At 43.3% G+C, this 17296-nt stretch carries 19 protein-coding genes and 1 riboswitch; of the genes, 9 read left to right on the top strand and 10 right to left on the bottom strand.

All coding sequences use genetic code 11. The features are described from left to right. From FD12_RS04250 to FD12_RS04240, 3 genes are all read left to right on the top strand, one after another. The coding region (locus FD12_RS04250; protein WP_275453023.1) for an NIL domain-containing protein at window positions 1-442 on the top strand (442 nt) is incomplete at its 5' end. Further along, on the top strand, window positions 420-1094 hold the full coding sequence (locus FD12_RS04245) for a methionine ABC transporter permease (protein WP_054747002.1): 675 nt from the start codon (window positions 420-422) through the stop codon (window positions 1092-1094). The genes FD12_RS04250 and FD12_RS04245, both read left to right, overlap by 23 nt. A 12-nt stretch (window positions 1095-1106) precedes the next feature. Then, complete coding sequence (locus tag FD12_RS04240; RefSeq protein ID WP_056981862.1) at window positions 1107-1967, top strand: MetQ/NlpA family ABC transporter substrate-binding protein; 861 nt, start codon at window positions 1107-1109, stop codon at window positions 1965-1967. A 215-nt stretch (window positions 1968-2182) separates the two neighbouring features. Here the strand turns inward: FD12_RS04240 and FD12_RS04235 are convergent, their stop codons facing one another. Continuing rightward, a complete protein-coding gene (locus FD12_RS04235; protein ID WP_056981860.1) occupies window positions 2183-3034 on the bottom strand; it encodes a hypothetical protein in 852 nt (283 codons plus the stop codon). 215 nt (window positions 3035-3249) lie between these two features. On the opposite strand from FD12_RS04235, the gene FD12_RS04230 reads away from it, so the two are divergent. Beyond that, the gene (locus FD12_RS04230) at window positions 3250-4098 is read left to right on the top strand and encodes a hypothetical protein (protein ID WP_056981858.1); all 849 of its coding nucleotides are present in this window, start codon (window positions 3250-3252) and stop codon (window positions 4096-4098) included. Window positions 4099-4185: 87 nt separating this feature from the next. Here FD12_RS04230 and FD12_RS04225 read toward each other — a convergent pair whose 3' ends face one another. From FD12_RS04225 to pyrF, 4 genes are all read right to left on the bottom strand, one after another. Next, window positions 4186-4923, bottom strand: a complete 738-nt coding sequence (locus FD12_RS04225; RefSeq protein ID WP_056981856.1) for a glucose 1-dehydrogenase — start codon at window positions 4921-4923, stop codon at window positions 4186-4188. A gap of 349 nt (window positions 4924-5272) precedes the next feature. Then, window positions 5273-6220, bottom strand: coding sequence for a dihydroorotate oxidase (locus tag FD12_RS04220; RefSeq protein ID WP_056981854.1), 948 nt, complete (start codon window positions 6218-6220; stop codon window positions 5273-5275). Next, window positions 6210-6857 carry an orotate phosphoribosyltransferase gene (gene pyrE / locus FD12_RS04215; protein WP_054746997.1) on the bottom strand — a complete coding sequence of 216 codons (648 nt, stop codon included), beginning with the start codon at window positions 6855-6857 and terminating at the stop codon, window positions 6210-6212. The genes FD12_RS04220 and pyrE overlap by 11 nt, the downstream gene beginning before the upstream one ends. Continuing rightward, window positions 6847-7566, bottom strand: a complete 720-nt coding sequence (pyrF, locus tag FD12_RS04210) for an orotidine-5'-phosphate decarboxylase (protein ID WP_056981852.1) — start codon at window positions 7564-7566, stop codon at window positions 6847-6849. Before pyrF ends, pyrE begins: the two co-directional genes overlap by 11 nt. Before the next feature lie 269 nt (window positions 7567-7835). Between pyrF and FD12_RS04205 the strand changes: the two genes are divergently transcribed. The 3 genes from FD12_RS04205 (at window position 7836) to FD12_RS04195 (ending at window position 9737) form a co-directional block, all read left to right on the top strand. Continuing rightward, window positions 7836-8066, top strand: coding sequence for a hypothetical protein (locus FD12_RS04205; RefSeq protein WP_054746994.1), 231 nt, complete (start codon window positions 7836-7838; stop codon window positions 8064-8066). After that, window positions 8041-8406, top strand: coding sequence for a type II toxin-antitoxin system PemK/MazF family toxin (locus tag FD12_RS04200; protein ID WP_054746992.1), 366 nt, complete (start codon window positions 8041-8043; stop codon window positions 8404-8406). Before FD12_RS04205 ends, FD12_RS04200 begins: the two co-directional genes overlap by 26 nt. Window positions 8407-8492: 86 nt before the next feature. Further along, window positions 8493-9737 (top strand): MFS transporter, encoded by a 1245-nt coding sequence (locus FD12_RS04195; RefSeq protein WP_056981850.1) that lies wholly within the window; start codon window positions 8493-8495, stop codon window positions 9735-9737. 283 nt (window positions 9738-10020) lie between these two features. Here FD12_RS04195 and FD12_RS04190 read toward each other — a convergent pair whose 3' ends face one another. Continuing rightward, the gene (locus tag FD12_RS04190; protein ID WP_054746990.1) at window positions 10021-10734 is read right to left on the bottom strand and encodes a TenA family protein; all 714 of its coding nucleotides are present in this window, start codon (window positions 10732-10734) and stop codon (window positions 10021-10023) included. An 83-nt stretch (window positions 10735-10817) separates the two neighbouring features. Further along, window positions 10818-10908: riboswitch (TPP riboswitch) on the bottom strand. A 203-nt stretch (window positions 10909-11111) separates the two neighbouring features. On the opposite strand from FD12_RS04190, the gene FD12_RS04185 reads away from it, so the two are divergent. Both FD12_RS04185 and pepI read left to right on the top strand, forming a co-directional pair. Beyond that, complete coding sequence (locus FD12_RS04185) at window positions 11112-11747, top strand: HAD family hydrolase (RefSeq protein ID WP_082622159.1); 636 nt, start codon at window positions 11112-11114, stop codon at window positions 11745-11747. Between the two features lie 94 nt (window positions 11748-11841). Then, window positions 11842-12720 carry a proline iminopeptidase gene (gene pepI / locus FD12_RS04180; RefSeq protein WP_054746986.1) on the top strand — a complete coding sequence of 293 codons (879 nt, stop codon included), beginning with the start codon at window positions 11842-11844 and terminating at the stop codon, window positions 12718-12720. A gap of 104 nt (window positions 12721-12824) precedes the next feature. Here pepI and FD12_RS04175 read toward each other — a convergent pair whose 3' ends face one another. The 4 genes from FD12_RS04175 to purN form a co-directional block, all read right to left on the bottom strand. Further along, a complete protein-coding gene (locus tag FD12_RS04175; protein ID WP_054746983.1) occupies window positions 12825-13175 on the bottom strand; it encodes a hypothetical protein in 351 nt (116 codons plus the stop codon). 221 nt (window positions 13176-13396) lie between these two features. Next, window positions 13397-14632 carry a phosphoribosylamine--glycine ligase gene (gene purD / locus FD12_RS04170; protein ID WP_054746981.1) on the bottom strand — a complete coding sequence of 412 codons (1236 nt, stop codon included), beginning with the start codon at window positions 14630-14632 and terminating at the stop codon, window positions 13397-13399. Between the two features lie 546 nt (window positions 14633-15178). Further along, complete coding sequence (gene purH / locus FD12_RS04165; RefSeq protein ID WP_056981847.1) at window positions 15179-16708, bottom strand: bifunctional phosphoribosylaminoimidazolecarboxamide formyltransferase/IMP cyclohydrolase; 1530 nt, start codon at window positions 16706-16708, stop codon at window positions 15179-15181. Then, a complete protein-coding gene (purN, locus tag FD12_RS04160; RefSeq protein WP_054746979.1) occupies window positions 16708-17295 on the bottom strand; it encodes a phosphoribosylglycinamide formyltransferase in 588 nt (195 codons plus the stop codon). Before purN ends, purH begins: the two co-directional genes overlap by 1 nt. Between the last annotated feature and the right edge of the window lies 1 nt (window position 17296).

Here is a 17296-nt window from a genome sequence, read left to right as displayed (position 1 = left end):
CTTTAGCGTTTGTCTCAGTTTCCCTACGCCGCTTTTAGAGATCTCAAACAGTTTCTCAGATCCAAAACAAGCCCTCACCCAGAATTTTGTCGATTCATCCGCCAATGTTCCAGAAGCCCTTGCCCAAATCAAAGCTGACGAAAGCCTACAACAACTCACCAATAATGAACGATTATTGTATTTAAAGTTCAGAGGAAGGGCCACCAGAGAATCGTTAATTTCCGATCTGACCGAATCATACAAACTGAAGGCCAATATTTTATTTGGTAACATTGAGCGAATCGGGTCCACTTCAATTGGTTACTTAATTATCATTCTATCTGGGGAAACCAAGCGTTTAGCCGACGGGATCAATTTCTTAAATCAAAACGGGGTTAGTGTCCAGCTGATTCCCACCGACAAGAAAGGAATGAACAAGCATGTTAAAGCAAATATTTCCTAACGTCATTCATATTTGGCCTCAGTTTACCCAATCCATTTGGGAAACGATTTATATGACATTTTGGTCGTCCTTGATTGCCGGCCTCTTGGGATTAGCAGTTGGCATTGTCTTAGTTATTACTCAAGCAGGCGGGATTGCCGAAGACAAAGCTGTGTATAGTTTGACTGATAAGCTTGTTAACCTGCTTCGATCGATTCCATTCATCATTCTGTTAGCAGTGATGTTCCCAATTACCAACTTCATTGTCCACACAACCGTTGGGACAACTGCAGCGCTGGTTCCCTTAGTTGTTGGCATCTTTCCATTTTATGCCCGCCAAGTTCAGAATGCCTTACTTGAAATTGACCCTCAAGTGATTGAGGCTGCCCGCTCAATGGGGTCCAGTATTCCAGAAATTATTTTTCGAATTTATCTCAGAGAAGGGCTGCCCGATCTGATCAGGGCATCAATCGTCACGATTATTAGTTTAATTGGCTTAACCACGATGGCTGGAGCAATTGGGTCTGGTGGCCTTGGTGACATCGCTATCAGCATTGGTTATGCCCGTTTTGAAAACGACGTCACAGTCGCCGCAATGCTGGCCATTTTGATCATGGTCTTTCTCGTCCAAATCATTGGCGATTGGCTCGCCAGAAAAACAGTCCATTTATAAAGGAGAATGAAAATGAAAAATCATAAAGGAATTATCTATACCCTACTCACCATTGTCGTCATTATCGGTATCGTCTTTGGCCTCCACGCATTAACCGGCAGTTCTGCCAACTCGAAGAACGCAACAATTACCGTGGGATCGCAAGGATCAGACTATGACATTTGGAACCATATCGCTAAAAGTCCCCAGGCTAAGAAACTCGGATTGAAGATCAAAGTCAAGCAAATCACTGATGGTGTTCAGCTAAACAATGCCACTGCCCAAGGTAGCGTCAATGTGAACGCCTTTCAATCTTATTCATATTTAGAAGCATACAATAAGGAACATAAAACCGCCCAATTGGCAGCACTGGGCACCACCTACTTAGAACCACTTGGCATTTATTCCGATAAATACAAAAAGGTGACTCAGATTCCCAGCCACGCTACGATCGCCATCGCCAACAATCCAGCGAACACGGCACGGGGGTTGTTACTGCTTCAAAGTGCTGGCCTGATCAAGTTAAAGAAAAACTTTGGCACGCTAGGTAACACCAATGACATTGTTTCAAACCCTAAGCATCTTAAATTCAAACAAATTGATGACACCACTGGCCCTCGAGTTCTCCACAACGTCGATGCCGTCTTGATTTCAAATACGGTGGCACTGGAAGGCCACTTGAACGTTTTGAAAGACTCGATCTTCCACGAAAAAATCGATACTGATACCAGAAGTAATATCAACGTATTGGCAACTGCCAAGAAGAACAAAAGTAACGCAAGCTACAAAAAGCTGGTCAAACTGTACCATGAACCAGCAATTCAAAAATACATCAAGGACCAATATGCCGGAACAAAAGTCGAGGTGCAAAAGCCGCTTTCTTATTTGAAATAATGATCTAGATATAAAAAACAATCTAACATTCGTCAGCCAAGTGTTTATAAACGCAACTTGGTTTTCCATTCTTATATTGATAAAGCTTGCGATAAACGGCTGACCCTGGCCGTTTAACAAAGAGGACCAACTATTCCAAAAATTCGGAATAATTGGTCCTCTTCGTTAAATTCTGGGATTAAATCGCCTTTCGTCCCAATCTTATGATTAATGATTTATTTTTCAGTCGCTAGATAAATTAACGTTCCATTATTTTGACTATCATCCAACTGCTCAGAGGGATATGGGGTTGTGAAATATGAACTTGGACTGTCCTGGGCGCCATCAAACGATGAAATTCCAATAGAATAGTTATTCATGATTTGGCGTTTCTCATCGGTATAACCGTTATCATTTAGGATGCTCTTGACATGATTAATTCTTGGTGTGATTGGTTTGCCGGCTGTTTTGCTTAAATACCACATGATGTTGTCACTGTTTTGACTTGCACCAGCAGGCTTCATCCCATCAACATCCACGTAGTTCGTGTAATTTGGGTCAAAGCTTGGTTTGTTGTTAAATCCAGTCACGGCAACTTGAGATAAATCGAGCTTCAACTTGGCATTGGGAAACAGCTTTAGAATTGCTCTGGCCAATCGCTGTGATCGGTCCGTCTTAACATAATGAGTAAAGACTGATTCAGAGGAAAAATCAGTTGGTGATTTTGCTAGCAATCGAGTAAGATAGCCACTCCAGACCCAACCTTTGATCTTGAAATTCGAACTGGCGCCTACATAATAGTAAACTGCTCGTTTGCCGTTGTAATTTTTAACCTGCGCGTAAAAAACGTACCAGTTTGAATTCGGATAATTCTTAATGTTATGCAGCCGCTTCGTATGACTGTAATTCCATAGATATGCCGACTTGTTGAGCAATTTAGCTTTGTATGGCACAGAACCCACTTGCGCCTTCTGATAGTCAAAGGTGTAATTGGCTGGAATCTTGCTGGCTTCGGTAGCACCGTTCGTCATGATTGCAAAGCCGAAAATCGTTCCCAATAAAATCAACGTTAATTTTAATTTGTTCAACAAAATTATCCCCTTTTCAGAATCATTTGATCTCTCAATAACCCCATTTTACATTCAACAATTAATTATACCAGCAAATGATTGATGCCCGTCAACCATTGATTGAACGGCCCGTGAATGTTTTTTTGAAACATCTCCGTTGTCACCTCATCGATACTTGTGTTAATGTGAATTCAACAATCAAAAAAGTTTTTATCACTATGGGGGATCTCTTAATGTATTTAATCAAAGCTCAGTTTACAAAACAACTCGCAATCATTGCTGGCGCGGCCGTTGCAATCCTCAGCTTTCCAGCCGTTGCCGCCCATGCTTACACTGACTTGGGAAATAATTCCAACATTCAATACGTGAAAGTCAAACGGCCGATTTTTACGGGCCAGTACACCAAAATTAATGGTAAAAGGGGGCATAAAATTATCACCCCGAAAGGCACCATTCTGAAGGTTGAAGGATCTGTATCCACAGGAGACGGCCCTTCTTCTGCGCAGCTGACCCGGGGCCTCGTGAGTTACCAAAAGCAGCAACACATTTATCAGGTTACCAAAGGCCCTGAATTGAATGTCAAACAGTACAATACGAAATACTTCACCTCATACAAATTAAAATTACCGATCCGAACACTGGCTCTGCAGGCCGGAAATGGCTACACCAACAATAAAGCTGGTAATTATCGGCCAATCTTCTACATTACATTGGATGGGTACCTGCAGTATTACACCACTGCGCGCTTGAAGCATTACGGCGTTCTAAACAGTTGGCAATCCACCAAACCAGTAGCGGCAGTCGATAATCCGCTTTGGACAATCAAGCCAAGTGCCAGCGTGAAGCTGAGCACTTTCAAAGTGAAGGGAAACACCTCATATGTTTATTATAAAAAGGCAATTAAAGGACTTCCCGCTAAGAAAGTTTCATCCAAATACTATCGATTAGCAATCAAGAAGTTAGGAACTCAAAATAAAAAATGGCACACTGGCGATAAAGCTTGGCCGCGCGCAAGCTGGACAACATACAACGTGGGTGGTCATTCCTTCTATAACCTAGTTGATATCTCTGAAGGAGATTAGTTTTCCAAAACGATTAATCGTACAAAAACAAAATGCTGGAACCCGCCGTTTAAAACGGGTCTCAGCATTTTTGTTTAATTCGAGCCTTTATTTCATAGTATAGCCACCATCAGCTGTGAATTCCTGGCCAGTCACATAACTGGCTTCATCTGAAGCGAGATAATTAACGATTGTTGCCAATTCGGCTGGTTTTCCAAATCGATGCATTGGAATTTCTTTAAGGCTGGCTTCATTTTGCTCGTCAGGAATATCTTTTAGGATCGGTGTTTCCACAACCCCAGGATGAACTGAATTGACCCGAATATTGTATTTGACTAAATCGATTGCGGCGTCTTTGGTCATACCACGAACAGCGAATTTGCTAGCCCCGTAGGCAATCGATATTGGCATCGCAACCAGGCCACCGATTGACGAAATATTCACGATTGATCCTGCATCTGCCTTCTTCATGGAAGGCAATACATATTTCATCCCGTAAAACACTGAATACTGATTAATGTGAATGACCTTGTCATACTCTGCCGGGGTGATGTCTTCAATTGACTTCATAATTCCGATGCCCGCGTTATTAACTAATGTGTTAATTGGGCCAAACTTTGCTTCACCGTCTTGAACGACTCTTTTCCAATCATCGATGGAAGAAACATCCTGCTTAAAGAAAACCGCATGATCACCGAGTTCTTTTTGAACCTGGTGACCGTTTTCTTCGTTAACATCGGTTAAAATCACTTTTGCGCCATGATCGACAAAATTCTTGGCAAATGCTTTGCCCATCCCACTTGCAGCACCCGTAATAAGGGCAACTTTATTTGTTAAGTCAGCCATCATAAAACCTCCTCTGATTATCATTACTGAATTCACATAAACCATACCATCATGGCATTCATAGAGACACTATTTTACTTGAGGGTATCAGGAAAATTACCTGCACTCACAGGGGTGACAACTCAGAGTTTCCAGATGTTTTATAAGATTTTGAAAAAAGGAGGGTGGAGCATATATTAATTTCCAGTCGGTAATCATTCCCTTAGATCGTCGTAGCCACCTAGACAAAAGCTGCGACAAACGGTTGATCCCGGCCATTTAACGAAAAGGACCAACTATTCCAAAGCCAGGAATAATTGGTCCTTTCCATTAAATTCTGGGATCAAAGCGCCGATCGTCCCAGTCTCAACTATTCAATTGTCTTCAACTTACCCCTAAATTCATCAAGGGTCTTGTAGCCTTTCTTTTCCATAATGGCTGTTAATTCTTTAGAAATCCGTTCAAAAATTGGGGTTCCGTCAAATCCAAAGGCTGTTCCGATTTGAACAAGATTGGCACCGCACAGGACGTGCTCAAAGACGTCCTTGCCAGATTTGATGCCACCGGTACCGATGATTGAAATTTCTGGTCTCAATCGTTGCCGTAAGGCTCTCACGTTGGCTAAAGCAGTTGGCTTGACGTAATCGCCACCCAAGCCGCCAAAACCACCCTTAGGTTTGATGACCACCGACTCTGTTTCAGGGTCAACAACTAACCCATTGCCGATCGAATTAATAACATTAATGTAAGTCACCGGGAAATCATTTAATACTTCGGCGATGCCGTCAAACTGGTTGAAGTCAAAGTATGGTGGCAGCTTCAAGCCTAATGGTTTCTTGAAGAAACTAAAGGCTGACGTCAACACATCCCTGACTGCTTCAAAGTCATAACCCACTTGTGATTTGCCAGCAATATTTGGGCAGGAAAGGTTCAATTCAGTCAAGCCGGCAAATGAACTGGCCTGAATCTTCTTGAGCATTTCAATGTTTTGATCAATCGATAAGCCAGCAATTGATAAAATGACTTGTTTGCCATTCTTGCCTTGATTGGCTTCAGCGAATTTCAAATAATAATCCAACCCATGGTTAGGAAGCCCCATCGAATTGATGCAGCCCATCGAAGTAGCTTTCATCCGGGGGCTTTCATTCCCTTTTCGAGGTTCAGGCGTGGCACTCTTCGTCACACAACCACCCGCATCAGAATCTAAGATCTTATCGAGTTCTTCGGTTGTGGCACAACGGATACCAGCTGCGTTTAACAAGAGGTTGTCAAACTTGTAGTCACCAATTTGTGATGCGAGCGAAATATTACTTTGCATTTGCTTCCTCCCGTTTTGTCCAGTCCCAAGGGGCTTTGTGCCAAGTTGATAATCGTGAATACTGTTCATCTGAGAATTTGTTTTCTTTATGACCTTGTTTGATCAGTTCTGCGTAACTTAGCAGGGGCACTAATTTGGTATCGGCAGCGGCAAAATTCTTGTCAGCATCAGGCAGGCCATAAGTAAAGACTGAGGCCACGCCAATCACGTTAACGCCTTCGTTGCGAACCGCTTTGACTGCGCCCAACACACTGCCGCCAGTGGAAATTAAATCATCAATCAAAACAACCTTGTCGTCCTTGGTAATCCGACCCTCAATTTGTTTGCCGGCACCGTGATCCTTAGGCTTGGCCCGCACATAGATCAGTGGCAGGTTCAATCGTTCGGCAACCCAAGCAGCATGTGGAATCCCAGCGGTTGCCACACCACCAATAACCGTTGCGTCAGGATAGTTTTTCTTGATATTTTCAGCCAAGCCATCCGCAATCATCTCACGCAATGATGGAATGGAAATCGTCAATCTGAAATCAGTGTAGATTGGGGACAAAATGCCACTTGCATATCTAAATGGCTTTTCAAGGTTGATACTAACAATTTGATTATCAATTAATGATTGAATGATTTGATCAGTTTGCATAATTCCACTCCTCTAATAGTTTGTGATAAGCGGCGACTGGATCGGTTGCCCGGATGATTGGCCGGCCGACAACTAAGGCTGAACTGCCATATTCAGCGGCTTGTTTAGGTGTTGCGGTTCTTGATTGGTCATCCTTAGGGAAATTAGCAGGCCGAATTCCTGGGGTGACGTATAAGAAATCATCGCCCACTTGTTTTTTCAATGAACTGACTTCAAGCGGTGAGGTAATGACCCCATCGGCACCGGATTGCTTGGCAAGTTTGGCCAATGAAACCACTTGATCAACCATATCTAACCGGCAGTTCTGCTCATTCTTTAAAGCATCATCAGTGATGGAAGTTAATTCTGTCACCGCCAAGAGCTTAGGACTTGGAACCCCAGCTTCTTCACTGCCAAGCTCCAGGCCTTCCTTGGCGGCAGCAATCATTTCTGAACCGCCTAACGCGTGAACAGTCGTATAGGTGACGCCCAGTCGACCAATTTGCATCATTCCCATTTTGACCGTGTTGGGAATATCTTGCAGCTTAAGATCCAAGAACACTTTGAATCCTTTAGCCAAGAGTTGGCGAACAATGTCGGGACCTTCTCCATAGAAAAGTTCCATCCCGATCTTAACAGTCATGCCCTCATCGTTTGGAAACTGGTCGATGATTTTGAACAGGCCTTCCTTGTTAGCAACATCCAATGATACAATTAACGGTCCTCGCATAATTACCCTCCATCTGATGACATAAAAAGAGCCCGAGACTGCAGAATTCAGCACATTAACGCACTCATCCTCGCAAAATCACGGACTCTTGATTTAATTTTCGTCCGCTTTTGGCCTCTCTGAACCAAATTAAAGCTCTTTTATTTGTTAATAACTTTATCACGTTGACGAGCGTTGTTCAAGTGAATTCTGTCTGAGGCGCTATTTATTGAAATCGTCAATTTTCTCGTATATACTCTATGTATACAAAAAGAAAGGAAGGGATTTTTATGTCAGTTAAAATCCGTAAAGTCGGTAATTCCAACACATTAACTGTTCCAAATGACATCAAGCCGATTGCCCATGAGTTTGATGTTTATCAAGGTAGAGATGGCGTCATTGTTTATGTTCCAAAACATCAAAATCCATTTCACGACGAGAAATTCATTAAAACTCATCATTTAGAACAACAAGAGGAATTTGGAGGAAAGTTAGTTGGCAAAGAAACCCCAAAAGATTAACGACTACATTCCAGATCAACAAGATATTATCTTCATTGACTTTGACCCCTCAGTGGGCCACGAGATTCGAAAACGACTGCCAGCACTCGTTCTGAGCAACCACGGATATAGTCTGTTGACTTCGTTAGTCGTGGTCTCCCCAATCACTCACGCTACTAACAACGCACTACGCGAAAGTGGCTTTTTAGTCAAAGTCGCCAATAGCCAAGTGGACGGTTTCGTTAACCCACTTCAATTTTTCACATATGATTTTCGCGCTCGCCGCGCTGAATTCATTGGTTTACTCGAGACACCTGCTTTTATCAAAGTCAAACAGACGATCACGGATATTCTAAATTGACGCCTTGCAATCCCCCAATATCCATGTAATAATATGTTCAGCAAAAATAACGAATGTCAGCGAGCATTCATTTGGAGGAATTCGACATGGAAAATACCAAAGCATCACTTACGCACAGCCATACTTTTACCAAGAATCAGAAATGGGTTATTGCTTCTACCAGTTCTGGATTCGCATTGGAAAATATGGATGTGCTATTTTTATCGTTTGCGATGAGTTCAATGATCGGCCAGCTCCATCTCAGCGGTGGCGCTGCTGGATTAATTGGTTCAATCACCAACTTGGGCATGTTGTTCGGTGGTGTCATCTTTGGCTTGGTCGGTGACCGATTTGGCCGAGTTAAGACGTTTACCTACACCATCTTCATTTTTGCCTTCGCAACTGCCATGATGGCTTTCGCCAATAACATTACATTGATTTATATTTTGCGATTCTTAGCTGGAATCGGTGCCGGTGGTGAGTATGGCGTCGGTATTTCACTGATTGCTGAATCATTCCACAAGAACCAAATCGGTAAGATGACTTCAGTAGCCGCAATTGGTGGCCAAATTGGGGCCATTCTGGCTGCAGTCACAGCTGCGTTGGTTATCCCCACGCTTGGCTGGCACGCACTCTTCCTCCTTGGAATTGTGCCAGTTGTCCTGACATACTTTGTCCGTCGTCACTTGACTGAAACCACTGAGTTTGTCCAAGCTAAGAAAGCCGAAAAGGAATCAACTACCAGTGCCGTATTCAAATACATGTTCAGTTCACCAAAATTAGCTTATCAAAGTTTTGCCTTGATGATCATGACAACTGTTCAAATCGCTGGTTACTTCGGCCTGATGAACTGGCTGCCAATCATCGTTCAAAAACAACTTGGCTTAAATGTTTCCGGCTCGTCACTTTGGATGATTGCTACGATCATCGGGATGAGCTTGGGCATGATGACTTTTGGTTCAATTCTGGACTACTTTGGTCCACGACGCGCATTCGGCATTTTCCTGCTTGCTTCGGCTGCAATGGTATTCACGATTACGTTGGCTCATAACACGGTTTCACTATTAATCATCGGTGCGATCGTCGGCTTCTTCTCAAACGGGATGTTCGGCGGTTACGGCGCGGTCATCAGTCGCTTGTACCCAACTGAAATCCGCTCAACTGCTAATAACGTGATTGTCAACATCGGTCGTGCAGTTGGTGGCTTCTCGTCAGTGGTCATCGGTATCTTGATGGATCACTACTCACTGACAGTTGTCATGGGCTTTCTATCAATCCTTTACATCATCAGCTTTGTCACAATGGTTACCCTACCAGGATTGAAAAAATTGAGCTCACGACAAACGGCCTAAGCAATGGTTTCAATCAATCATTCAAATATTTTTAGATCATTATGAAGTAATCACATTTTCATCAATCTTAACTAAACGAGGCTGTGGCATTAGTCTGCTGAGTGTTTAAAAGGCAACTTGGCTGTTAATTCTTATATTGATAAAACTTGCGACAAACGGCTGATTCCTGCCATTTAAGCAAAAAAGCAACGCATTCAAAAACCAGAATGCGTTGCTTTTTTAACTTAAATTCTGGGATCAAATCGCCTTTCGTCCCAATCTTAGTATTTTCATAAATCACCAATTAAAGTAATGATTCGCCCTTCCCTTTCAAAGCGGCGTTTTGCCAATCGTCCCAGGTGATTTGTTTGTATGCCGCATCCCAGAAATACCATTCCAGCAGGCAGCTCTTTAGAAAGGTTTGCTTGGCCCGTTCCTGTTCACGAGGAGTAGCAGATTTTGCTTCATAATCGATGATATTAAAGAACTGCTGAATGAACCCATTCGGACCGAGAAAATCATCCCCGCCCATCGTTAGGAAACTTTGGAACGGCTCTTTTTCGACCCGGGCTTGTTTAGAAACAAATCTACCTAACTCAATGTACATCCACTCGCCGGCGGCAAACGAAGGCAGAATTTGGAGAACACTGTGCGTTTGAACGGTCGCAGCCATGTGTTGGCGATAAAGTTGATTAATTGGTTGAATCGGCGTCTGCTTCAGCGTTTCCCAGTTGTGAGGCATTGATTCCGGCTCTCGGTGCAGCCAATCCCGCAACATCGTCAATTGAAGATCCTGACGTTTGTGAAATAACAGCGCCTGTTCAGTTGTCGTACTGTTGTCGATCAATGCATTAATAATCCCCACTTCGTTATACTCAAAGGCAATGTCCTGTTCATCGTAATACCGCAACTGTTCCGGCGTTAACGTGGCATGGATAATTCCTTGGACAAATGGATGCTTTTCGTTGGCAACTAAGTAAGGTTCGGCTTCGAATAACATATCTTGAGATAATGACATTGGCAATTCCCTCCTGTTGTGGCGGAGGGGCTGCTCTGCTCTGAAATGACACCATTGATTCAGCCGTCGCCTATTCTCACAACAACAGCTCACTTGGGTCTTCCTGCGACAGTCCTAACTGTATCAGGTTCTATGGGTATCATCTCAGCCGTTAAAGCACCCCAGACCACGGATTAATTTATGTGACATTCTCATTATAATTGGCTGACATCTAAAAACAACTGCTGATTGAGTTGGCTTCTAATGATTTAAGTTCCCACTCAGAGAACTGTTTTTGAACCGGCTCCCCTTGTATCTTGCGTCTACGTGGTTAATAATAGATGGTAACGGTCAATTAGGCTATTACATTTATCCTGAATAAGAAGGAGTCACGTAAAATGAAAAAAATCATCGCTTTTGATATGGATGGCACCACTGCCGAAACGTTCCCGGTTATTTTTGATTCGTTCAGAAAAACCGTCCATGATTATACCGGAAAATGGATCAGCAACCAGGTCATCCTTGCCCAATTCGGTGCCAACGAAATTGGGATGCTCAAAGAATTAATTCCGAACTATTCAGATGAAGTTTTAGAGACCTTCCACAAAAATTATCGAAGCGCCCACATGTTACTGCGGAAACCCTTCGACGGAATCAATGATCTTTTACATATGCTCCACGAACACGATGTCATCACGCCAATGATTACCGGCAAGGGCGAGCAAAGTTTACAAACCAGCTTGGATGCCCTGGGGTTAGCCGACCAATTTGAGCCGGTAATGTCTGGCTCTCCTGATGGCTCAATTAAATCCAAACAATTTGGTGATGTACTCAAAAAATATGATCTGCCAAAGGATCAGATGGCTTATATTGGTGATGCCACTAGTGACGTTGAAGCTTGCAAAGACGCCGGCATCACGTGTTATACGGCCGCTTGGTCAATTAACGCCAAGCCAGCCGAAATGGAAAAGCTTAATCCCAATGAGGTCTTCACCTCAGTTGAACAACTTCGTAATCGATTATTAGAGAATTAAAATAATTTTAATTTAACCGCTGTACCGCTGAAAACGCGTAGTATAATCGAACCCAATGAACCAAGTTTATTTTGAGGAAGGATCTGTTTAACTTATGAACATTCAAGAAGGCTATATGCCCTTTAAAGGCTACAAAACGTATTACCGAATTGTCGGTGACCCAACTCCGGGCAAAGCACCACTCCTGCTCATTCATGGTGGTCCCGGCTCATCTCATAACTATTTCGAATTGCTCGACGACTATGCGGAAACGGGCCGGCAGTTAATCATGTACGACCAGGTTGGTTGTGGCAAGTCTTCCATCCCTGATGATGAATCAATTTACGTGAAGGAAACTTGGGCTGAAGAATTGATTGCCCTGCGGAAATATCTCCACCTTGATCAAGTCCACATGTTAGGCCAATCCTGGGGTGGCATGTTGGAAATGTTGTACCTCACCCACTATAGTCAAGACGGCGTCAAGAGTGTCATGATTGACGGCTCACCAGCTTCTATTGAGTTATGGCGGCAAGAACAGCATCGTCTGATCAAATACTTAAGTTATGAAGATCGTCAGGCCATCGCCGAAGCTGAACGGACTGGTGATTTCACGAATGTTAAATACTTAGCTGCTAATGATCGGTATATGGAACGCTACTGCTGGGATGATCCCGATGAAAATTCACCGGAACCACTAAGACGCCCAACCAACGGCAAAAAGGCCAGCTTAATTGCAGAAGGCCCAAATGAATTTACCGAGAATGGGACCATCGGCGACTTTGACGTCACTGACGATCTTAAGAACATTCACGTGCCAGTACTGGTTACCAATGGCACCGACGATCTCTGCACGCCGTTGATTGCCAAATCAGTTTACGATCACATTCCGGGTGCTAAGTGGCATTTGTTTGCAAATAGCCGGCATCTTGCCCTATTGGATCAGCACGATGAATTTATGAGTGTGCTGGACAATTGGCTGAAGGAAAATGATTAATCATTGAAAATTCTAAACTCAAAGTGCACCACGATGGTTAGATAATCCTAACTACCGTGGTGCACTTTTGCCTTTAACCATTTCAATCCCAGCTATCTCCCCGCTCACCAGGTTAATAATAAAAAGATACATATAAAAGCCAACGTACAAATCACATTAATGATTGTAACGGTAATCAAGCCGTTTGGATTATATGGATTGATTCTTTTTCCACTGGGTACCCTGACCCAAAAATCAGTGTGCTCTTTATACTCACCTTTATGGTGGCGAACATTGTGAATCGTCAATCCATACAAATACCAGAAAAGGATTGCCAGAAAGAGCAGCTGAATACCCACGCCATCATTAACGGGAATAACCCTTGTTTGTATGAGTATGATAGAACCAATTACGACAACGATCACCAAAAATATCAAGGTATATAAGACTCGCAAGGGTTTAATCGCTTGTTTCATTCAGCAGACTTCCTTTCGCCATACGTTCAGATTTGAATTAATTATAGTTTTATTTCAAATTCCCACGTCATTTATTTGGAACTAATCTCCCGTTATTTGAGGGTCCTTTGCATCTTATTAAAACCAACAAACGGCTACCCAGATCAGCAACCTCATGATTAATTGAATCAAAATCATGGAAATTACCTCTCAGTAGCCGTTTTTTATGATAAATGTACTGATTAAGATTGAAGATCCCGAAAGCCAATATCCTTCCGATAATAAAAATTCGATAGATTAATCCGACTTAACTCTGCATAAACTTTCGCTTGGGCACATTCCAAGGTCGCTGCGTGGTTATAAATTGTGAAAATCCGACCACCAGAACTGTAGAGCTTGTGGTTTCTTTCGGTGACGCCTGCGTAGAAGACGTTATTTGGTAAGTTAGGTAATTCAATATCTTGCTGCGGTGAGGCTGGATAACCAGGAGCGGCAATCACAACCCCCAGGTAAAATTCACCGGTCTGCCATTTCACTTCTGGCAGCTTATGATCAATCAGATCAATTGTCATTTGGTAGAAATCAGATTGCAATTGAGGCAGCAGAACTTGAGTTTCCGGATCTCCCAATCGCAGGTTATATTCAATCACTTTGGGGCCCTCCTCGGTGAGCATGCAGCCAATGTAGATCACCCCAGCAAATTCCAAGTTTTCCTTGGCAAGACCAGCCATCGTCGGTTCAACAATCTTTTGAATGGTTTCTTTTTGAACTTCTTCCGTAATATGGGGAACCGGCGAGTAAGCGCCCATCCCACCAGTATTAGGACCAGTTTCGCCTTCGTGAATTTTCTTATGGTCTTGTGATATTGGGAAGAGGACTTTTTGATCACCACCAACAAACAACATCAATGAAAATTCTTCCCCAGACAGAAATTGCTCAATCAAAATTTCGTCAGACTTTTGAAAACTAGCGTCAATTGCGCCACGAAGATCGTCAATATCTCGCACAATTGAAACCCCTTTGCCGGCTGCCAAACCATTTTCTTTGACAACCACTGGCAGTGAAAGGGTGCGGGCATAATTTTCGGCCGCGTCAGCATCCGTAAATGTCTTAAACTGAGCCGTTGGAATTCCGTTTCTCATCATGAATTTTTTAGCAAATGTTTTATCACTTTCCAGCCGAGCAGAACTTTGACTGGGGCCAAAAGCGCGTAACCCCGCAGCTTGAAATTTATCAACAATGCCCATTGCAAGGGGGACTTCCGGGCCGACAAACGTTAGGTCAATGGCTTTTCTTTGCGCGAACGCCGTCAACTTGGCAAAATCTAGTTCATCAATATCAACAAGCTGAATGGCATCCTTTTTCATGCCCGGGTTGCCCGGAGCACAATAAACATTTTCAACCTGGTTGCTTTTTAACATCGTTGCTGCAATTGCGTGCTCGCGGGCACCAGAACCAATAACCAAAACGTTTGCCATGAGAAGGTCTCCTTGTTTACTATTTTTAGATATGTATGAAAGGCTGAAAACCAGCCTTTTTTGTTTAGTGAAATTAGCTTGTGAGTTGGGGTTGAGAATGTGGCTTGGCTAACCTGCGCATAAGCACCTCAACCACAAATTCCAAACCCGGGATTTCTAGGTTACATAGATTAGGACTGCTCCACCAAGCAATAACCTGCGCATAAGCACCTCAACCAGAAATCCCCAAAGCCAGGATTTCTGGGCTACATAGATTAGGACTGCTCCGCAAAGCAGAAACCTGCACCTAAGTCTCTTCAACCAAAAATCCCCAAACCTAGGATTTCTAGGCTACATAGATTAGGACTGCTCCGCCAAGCAGTGATCTGCGCATAAGCACCTCAACCATAAATTCCAAACTCGGGATTTCTAGGCTACATAGATTAGGACTGCTCCACAAAGCAGAAACCTGCACCTAAGTCTCTTCAACCAAAAATCCAAGGCCCGGATTTCTGGTTGAAGAAACTTAGGCTCCGGTTTCTAACCGCTTTGTTCCGCACACTTCTTTTAATGCCTAAAATGTCTTACTCCCGTCATCACCATCGCAATGCCGAACTTATCCGCCATTGCAATCGAGTCCTTATCCTTGATGCTGCCACCTGGTTGGATAATTGCCTTGATATCATGTTTAGCCGCATATTCCACACAGTCATCCATTGGGAAGAAGGCATCCGAGGCCATGATGGCATTTTCGTAACCATCCTTTGGCATTGCTTTTTTAATCGCAATCTTAGCGGAATCAATTCGATTTGGTTGGCCCATGCCGACACCCAGCGTCTTGGTATCAGTGGTTACAACCACCGCGTTACTCTTAACGTGTTTAACCACATGTTGGCCAAATTGCAGTGCCTTTAATTGTTGTTCCGTTGGTTGAACCTTGGTAACGACTTTGAAATCAGGAATCTGATCAATTTCGTGGTCACTTTCTTGGATCAACATCCCACCACTCACAGTAATCTCTTCAAAACGATCTGGCTGGTCTCGGTGACTGAGGTCTGCCTTGAGCAAGCGAATATTTTTCTTCTTAGCCAAAATTTCAAACGCTTCATCTGAATATGATGGCGCGATGACAATTTCCAAGAAAATTTTGTGCATTTTTTCGGCAGTTGCGGCATCGATTTCACGGTTAACGGCAATAATCCCGCCAAAAATCGACATTGGATCAGACTCATAGGCTTCATCCCAAGCCTTTTCAATCGTATCCGCCACACCGACACCACAGGGGTTCATGTGCTTCATTGCAATGACAGCCGGCTGATCAAATTCAGCCACCATGTTCAACGCGGCATTAGCATCCTTGATGTTATTGTATGAAAGTTCCTTACCATGAAGTTGATTAGGAATAATCGATAATTTAGAAGGAATTGGCTTGCGATAAAAGGCAGCTTTTTGGTGACTGTTTTCGCCATATCGCAAGGATTGTTGCTTTTCGTAAGTTAACGTCAATTTTTCTGGGAATTCTTCCTCAGTCATGTAATTTGAAATTAACGCATCATAGGCGGCAGTGTGTCTAAACACCTTGGCTGCCAGGTGCTTTCTGAAGTCAGCATCGTCTTTGTGAGCTTTTAATGCATCCACAACGGGTTGATAATCAGCTGGGTCAACGACGGTCAAAACTCCGGCAAAGTTCTTAGCAGCTGCCCGTAACATCGAAGGGCCACCAATGTCAATTTGCTCAATTGCCTGTGCTTCAGTTGTTTCTGGTTTCTCAATTGTCTGCTTGAATGGGTAAAGGTTAACCGCAACCAAATCGATTGGTGTAATGCCTGCATCCTGCAATTGCTTCATGTGATCGGGATTATCCCGCTTAGCCAAAATGCCAGCATGAATTTTGGGGTGCAAGGTCTTAACCCGGCCATCCAACATCTCTGGAAAACCGGTTACTTCTTCAACACCAGTTACGGCAACGCCGCCATCTTCAAGTGCTTTTTTGGTCCCACCAGTGGAGACAATTTCAAAATCTAGTTCCTTTAATTGTTTAGCAAAATCAACCAAATTACTTTTATCAGAAACACTTAGCAGAGCTCTTCTTGACATTAAATTTCTCCTCTTTCTAATAATTGTTTGATGACTTCTGGATAAAGTTTGTGCTCAGTTGCGTGAATCCGCGTTTCAAGATCACTTAACCGATCGTCCTGATGCACCGGGACTTTTCGCTGAGCAATAATTTTCCCGGAATCAATCCCGGAATCAACCCAGTGAATGGTGACGCCAGTGGTATCAACACCCGCTTCAAAGGCATCTTCAATCCCGTGGCGCCCAGGAAATTTAGGCAACAGTGCTGGATGAATATTCACAATTTTACCCTCATACTTGGCGAGTAGTGTCGGGCCAATGATTCGCATGTACCCGGCCAAAATGATGAAGTCAATTTGCTCATCAGCCAATTTCTGGGCAATCACCTTTTCAGCTGCGGCCTTATCAGGATAATCTTTGAAATGGATAACAAATGTTGGCACAGATTCTTTGGCTGCCCGCTCAAGCACGTGAACTTTTGAATGGTCACACACTAACAACTTGACGTTAAGTGGCAGCTTTTCTCTTTTGAAATACTCGGTCAAGGCTGTGAAATTTGTCCCTTCACCTGAAGCAAATATTGCGATGTTTTTGACGTCTGATTTCATC

Origin of the sequence: Lentilactobacillus rapi DSM 19907 = JCM 15042 (genome assembly GCF_001436255.1) — a bacterium.
GTDB classification, from domain to species: Bacteria; Bacillota; Bacilli; order Lactobacillales; family Lactobacillaceae; genus Lentilactobacillus; species Lentilactobacillus rapi.
The sequence above is the reverse complement of the archived record's forward strand: the minus strand, read 5'-3'. Positions and strand labels throughout refer to the sequence as shown.

Excerpts from the sequence above, each read along its gene's own strand:
- FD12_RS04190 (WP_054746990.1), bottom strand. The coding sequence starts at position 10,734 with ATGTCATTATCTCAAGATATGTTATTCGAAGCCGAACCTTACTTAGTT.
- FD12_RS04240 (WP_056981862.1), top strand. The coding sequence starts at position 1,107 with ATGAAAAATCATAAAGGAATTATCTATACCCTACTCACCATTGTCGTC.
- pyrF (WP_056981852.1), bottom strand. The coding sequence starts at position 7,566 with ATGCGAGGACCGTTAATTGTATCATTGGATGTTGCTAACAAGGAAGGC.
- FD12_RS04205 (WP_054746994.1), top strand. The coding sequence starts at position 7,836 with ATGTCAGTTAAAATCCGTAAAGTCGGTAATTCCAACACATTAACTGTT.
- pyrE (WP_054746997.1), bottom strand. The coding sequence starts at position 6,857 with ATGCAAACTGATCAAATCATTCAATCATTAATTGATAATCAAATTGTT.
- FD12_RS04225 (WP_056981856.1), bottom strand. The coding sequence starts at position 4,923 with ATGGCTGACTTAACAAATAAAGTTGCCCTTATTACGGGTGCTGCAAGT.
- purD (WP_054746981.1), bottom strand. The coding sequence starts at position 14,632 with ATGGCAAACGTTTTGGTTATTGGTTCTGGTGCCCGCGAGCACGCAATT.
- FD12_RS04195 (WP_056981850.1), top strand. The coding sequence starts at position 8,493 with ATGGAAAATACCAAAGCATCACTTACGCACAGCCATACTTTTACCAAG.
- FD12_RS04175 (WP_054746983.1), bottom strand. The coding sequence starts at position 13,175 with ATGAAACAAGCGATTAAACCCTTGCGAGTCTTATATACCTTGATATTT.
- FD12_RS04245 (WP_054747002.1), top strand. The coding sequence starts at position 420 with ATGTTAAAGCAAATATTTCCTAACGTCATTCATATTTGGCCTCAGTTT.
- FD12_RS04230 (WP_056981858.1), top strand. The coding sequence starts at position 3,250 with ATGTATTTAATCAAAGCTCAGTTTACAAAACAACTCGCAATCATTGCT.
- FD12_RS04185 (WP_082622159.1), top strand. The coding sequence starts at position 11,112 with ATGAAAAAAATCATCGCTTTTGATATGGATGGCACCACTGCCGAAACG.
- pepI (WP_054746986.1), top strand. The coding sequence starts at position 11,842 with ATGAACATTCAAGAAGGCTATATGCCCTTTAAAGGCTACAAAACGTAT.
- purH (WP_056981847.1), bottom strand. The coding sequence starts at position 16,708 with ATGTCAAGAAGAGCTCTGCTAAGTGTTTCTGATAAAAGTAATTTGGTT.
- purN (WP_054746979.1), bottom strand. The coding sequence starts at position 17,295 with ATGAAATCAGACGTCAAAAACATCGCAATATTTGCTTCAGGTGAAGGG.
- FD12_RS04220 (WP_056981854.1), bottom strand. The coding sequence starts at position 6,220 with ATGCAAAGTAATATTTCGCTCGCATCACAAATTGGTGACTACAAGTTT.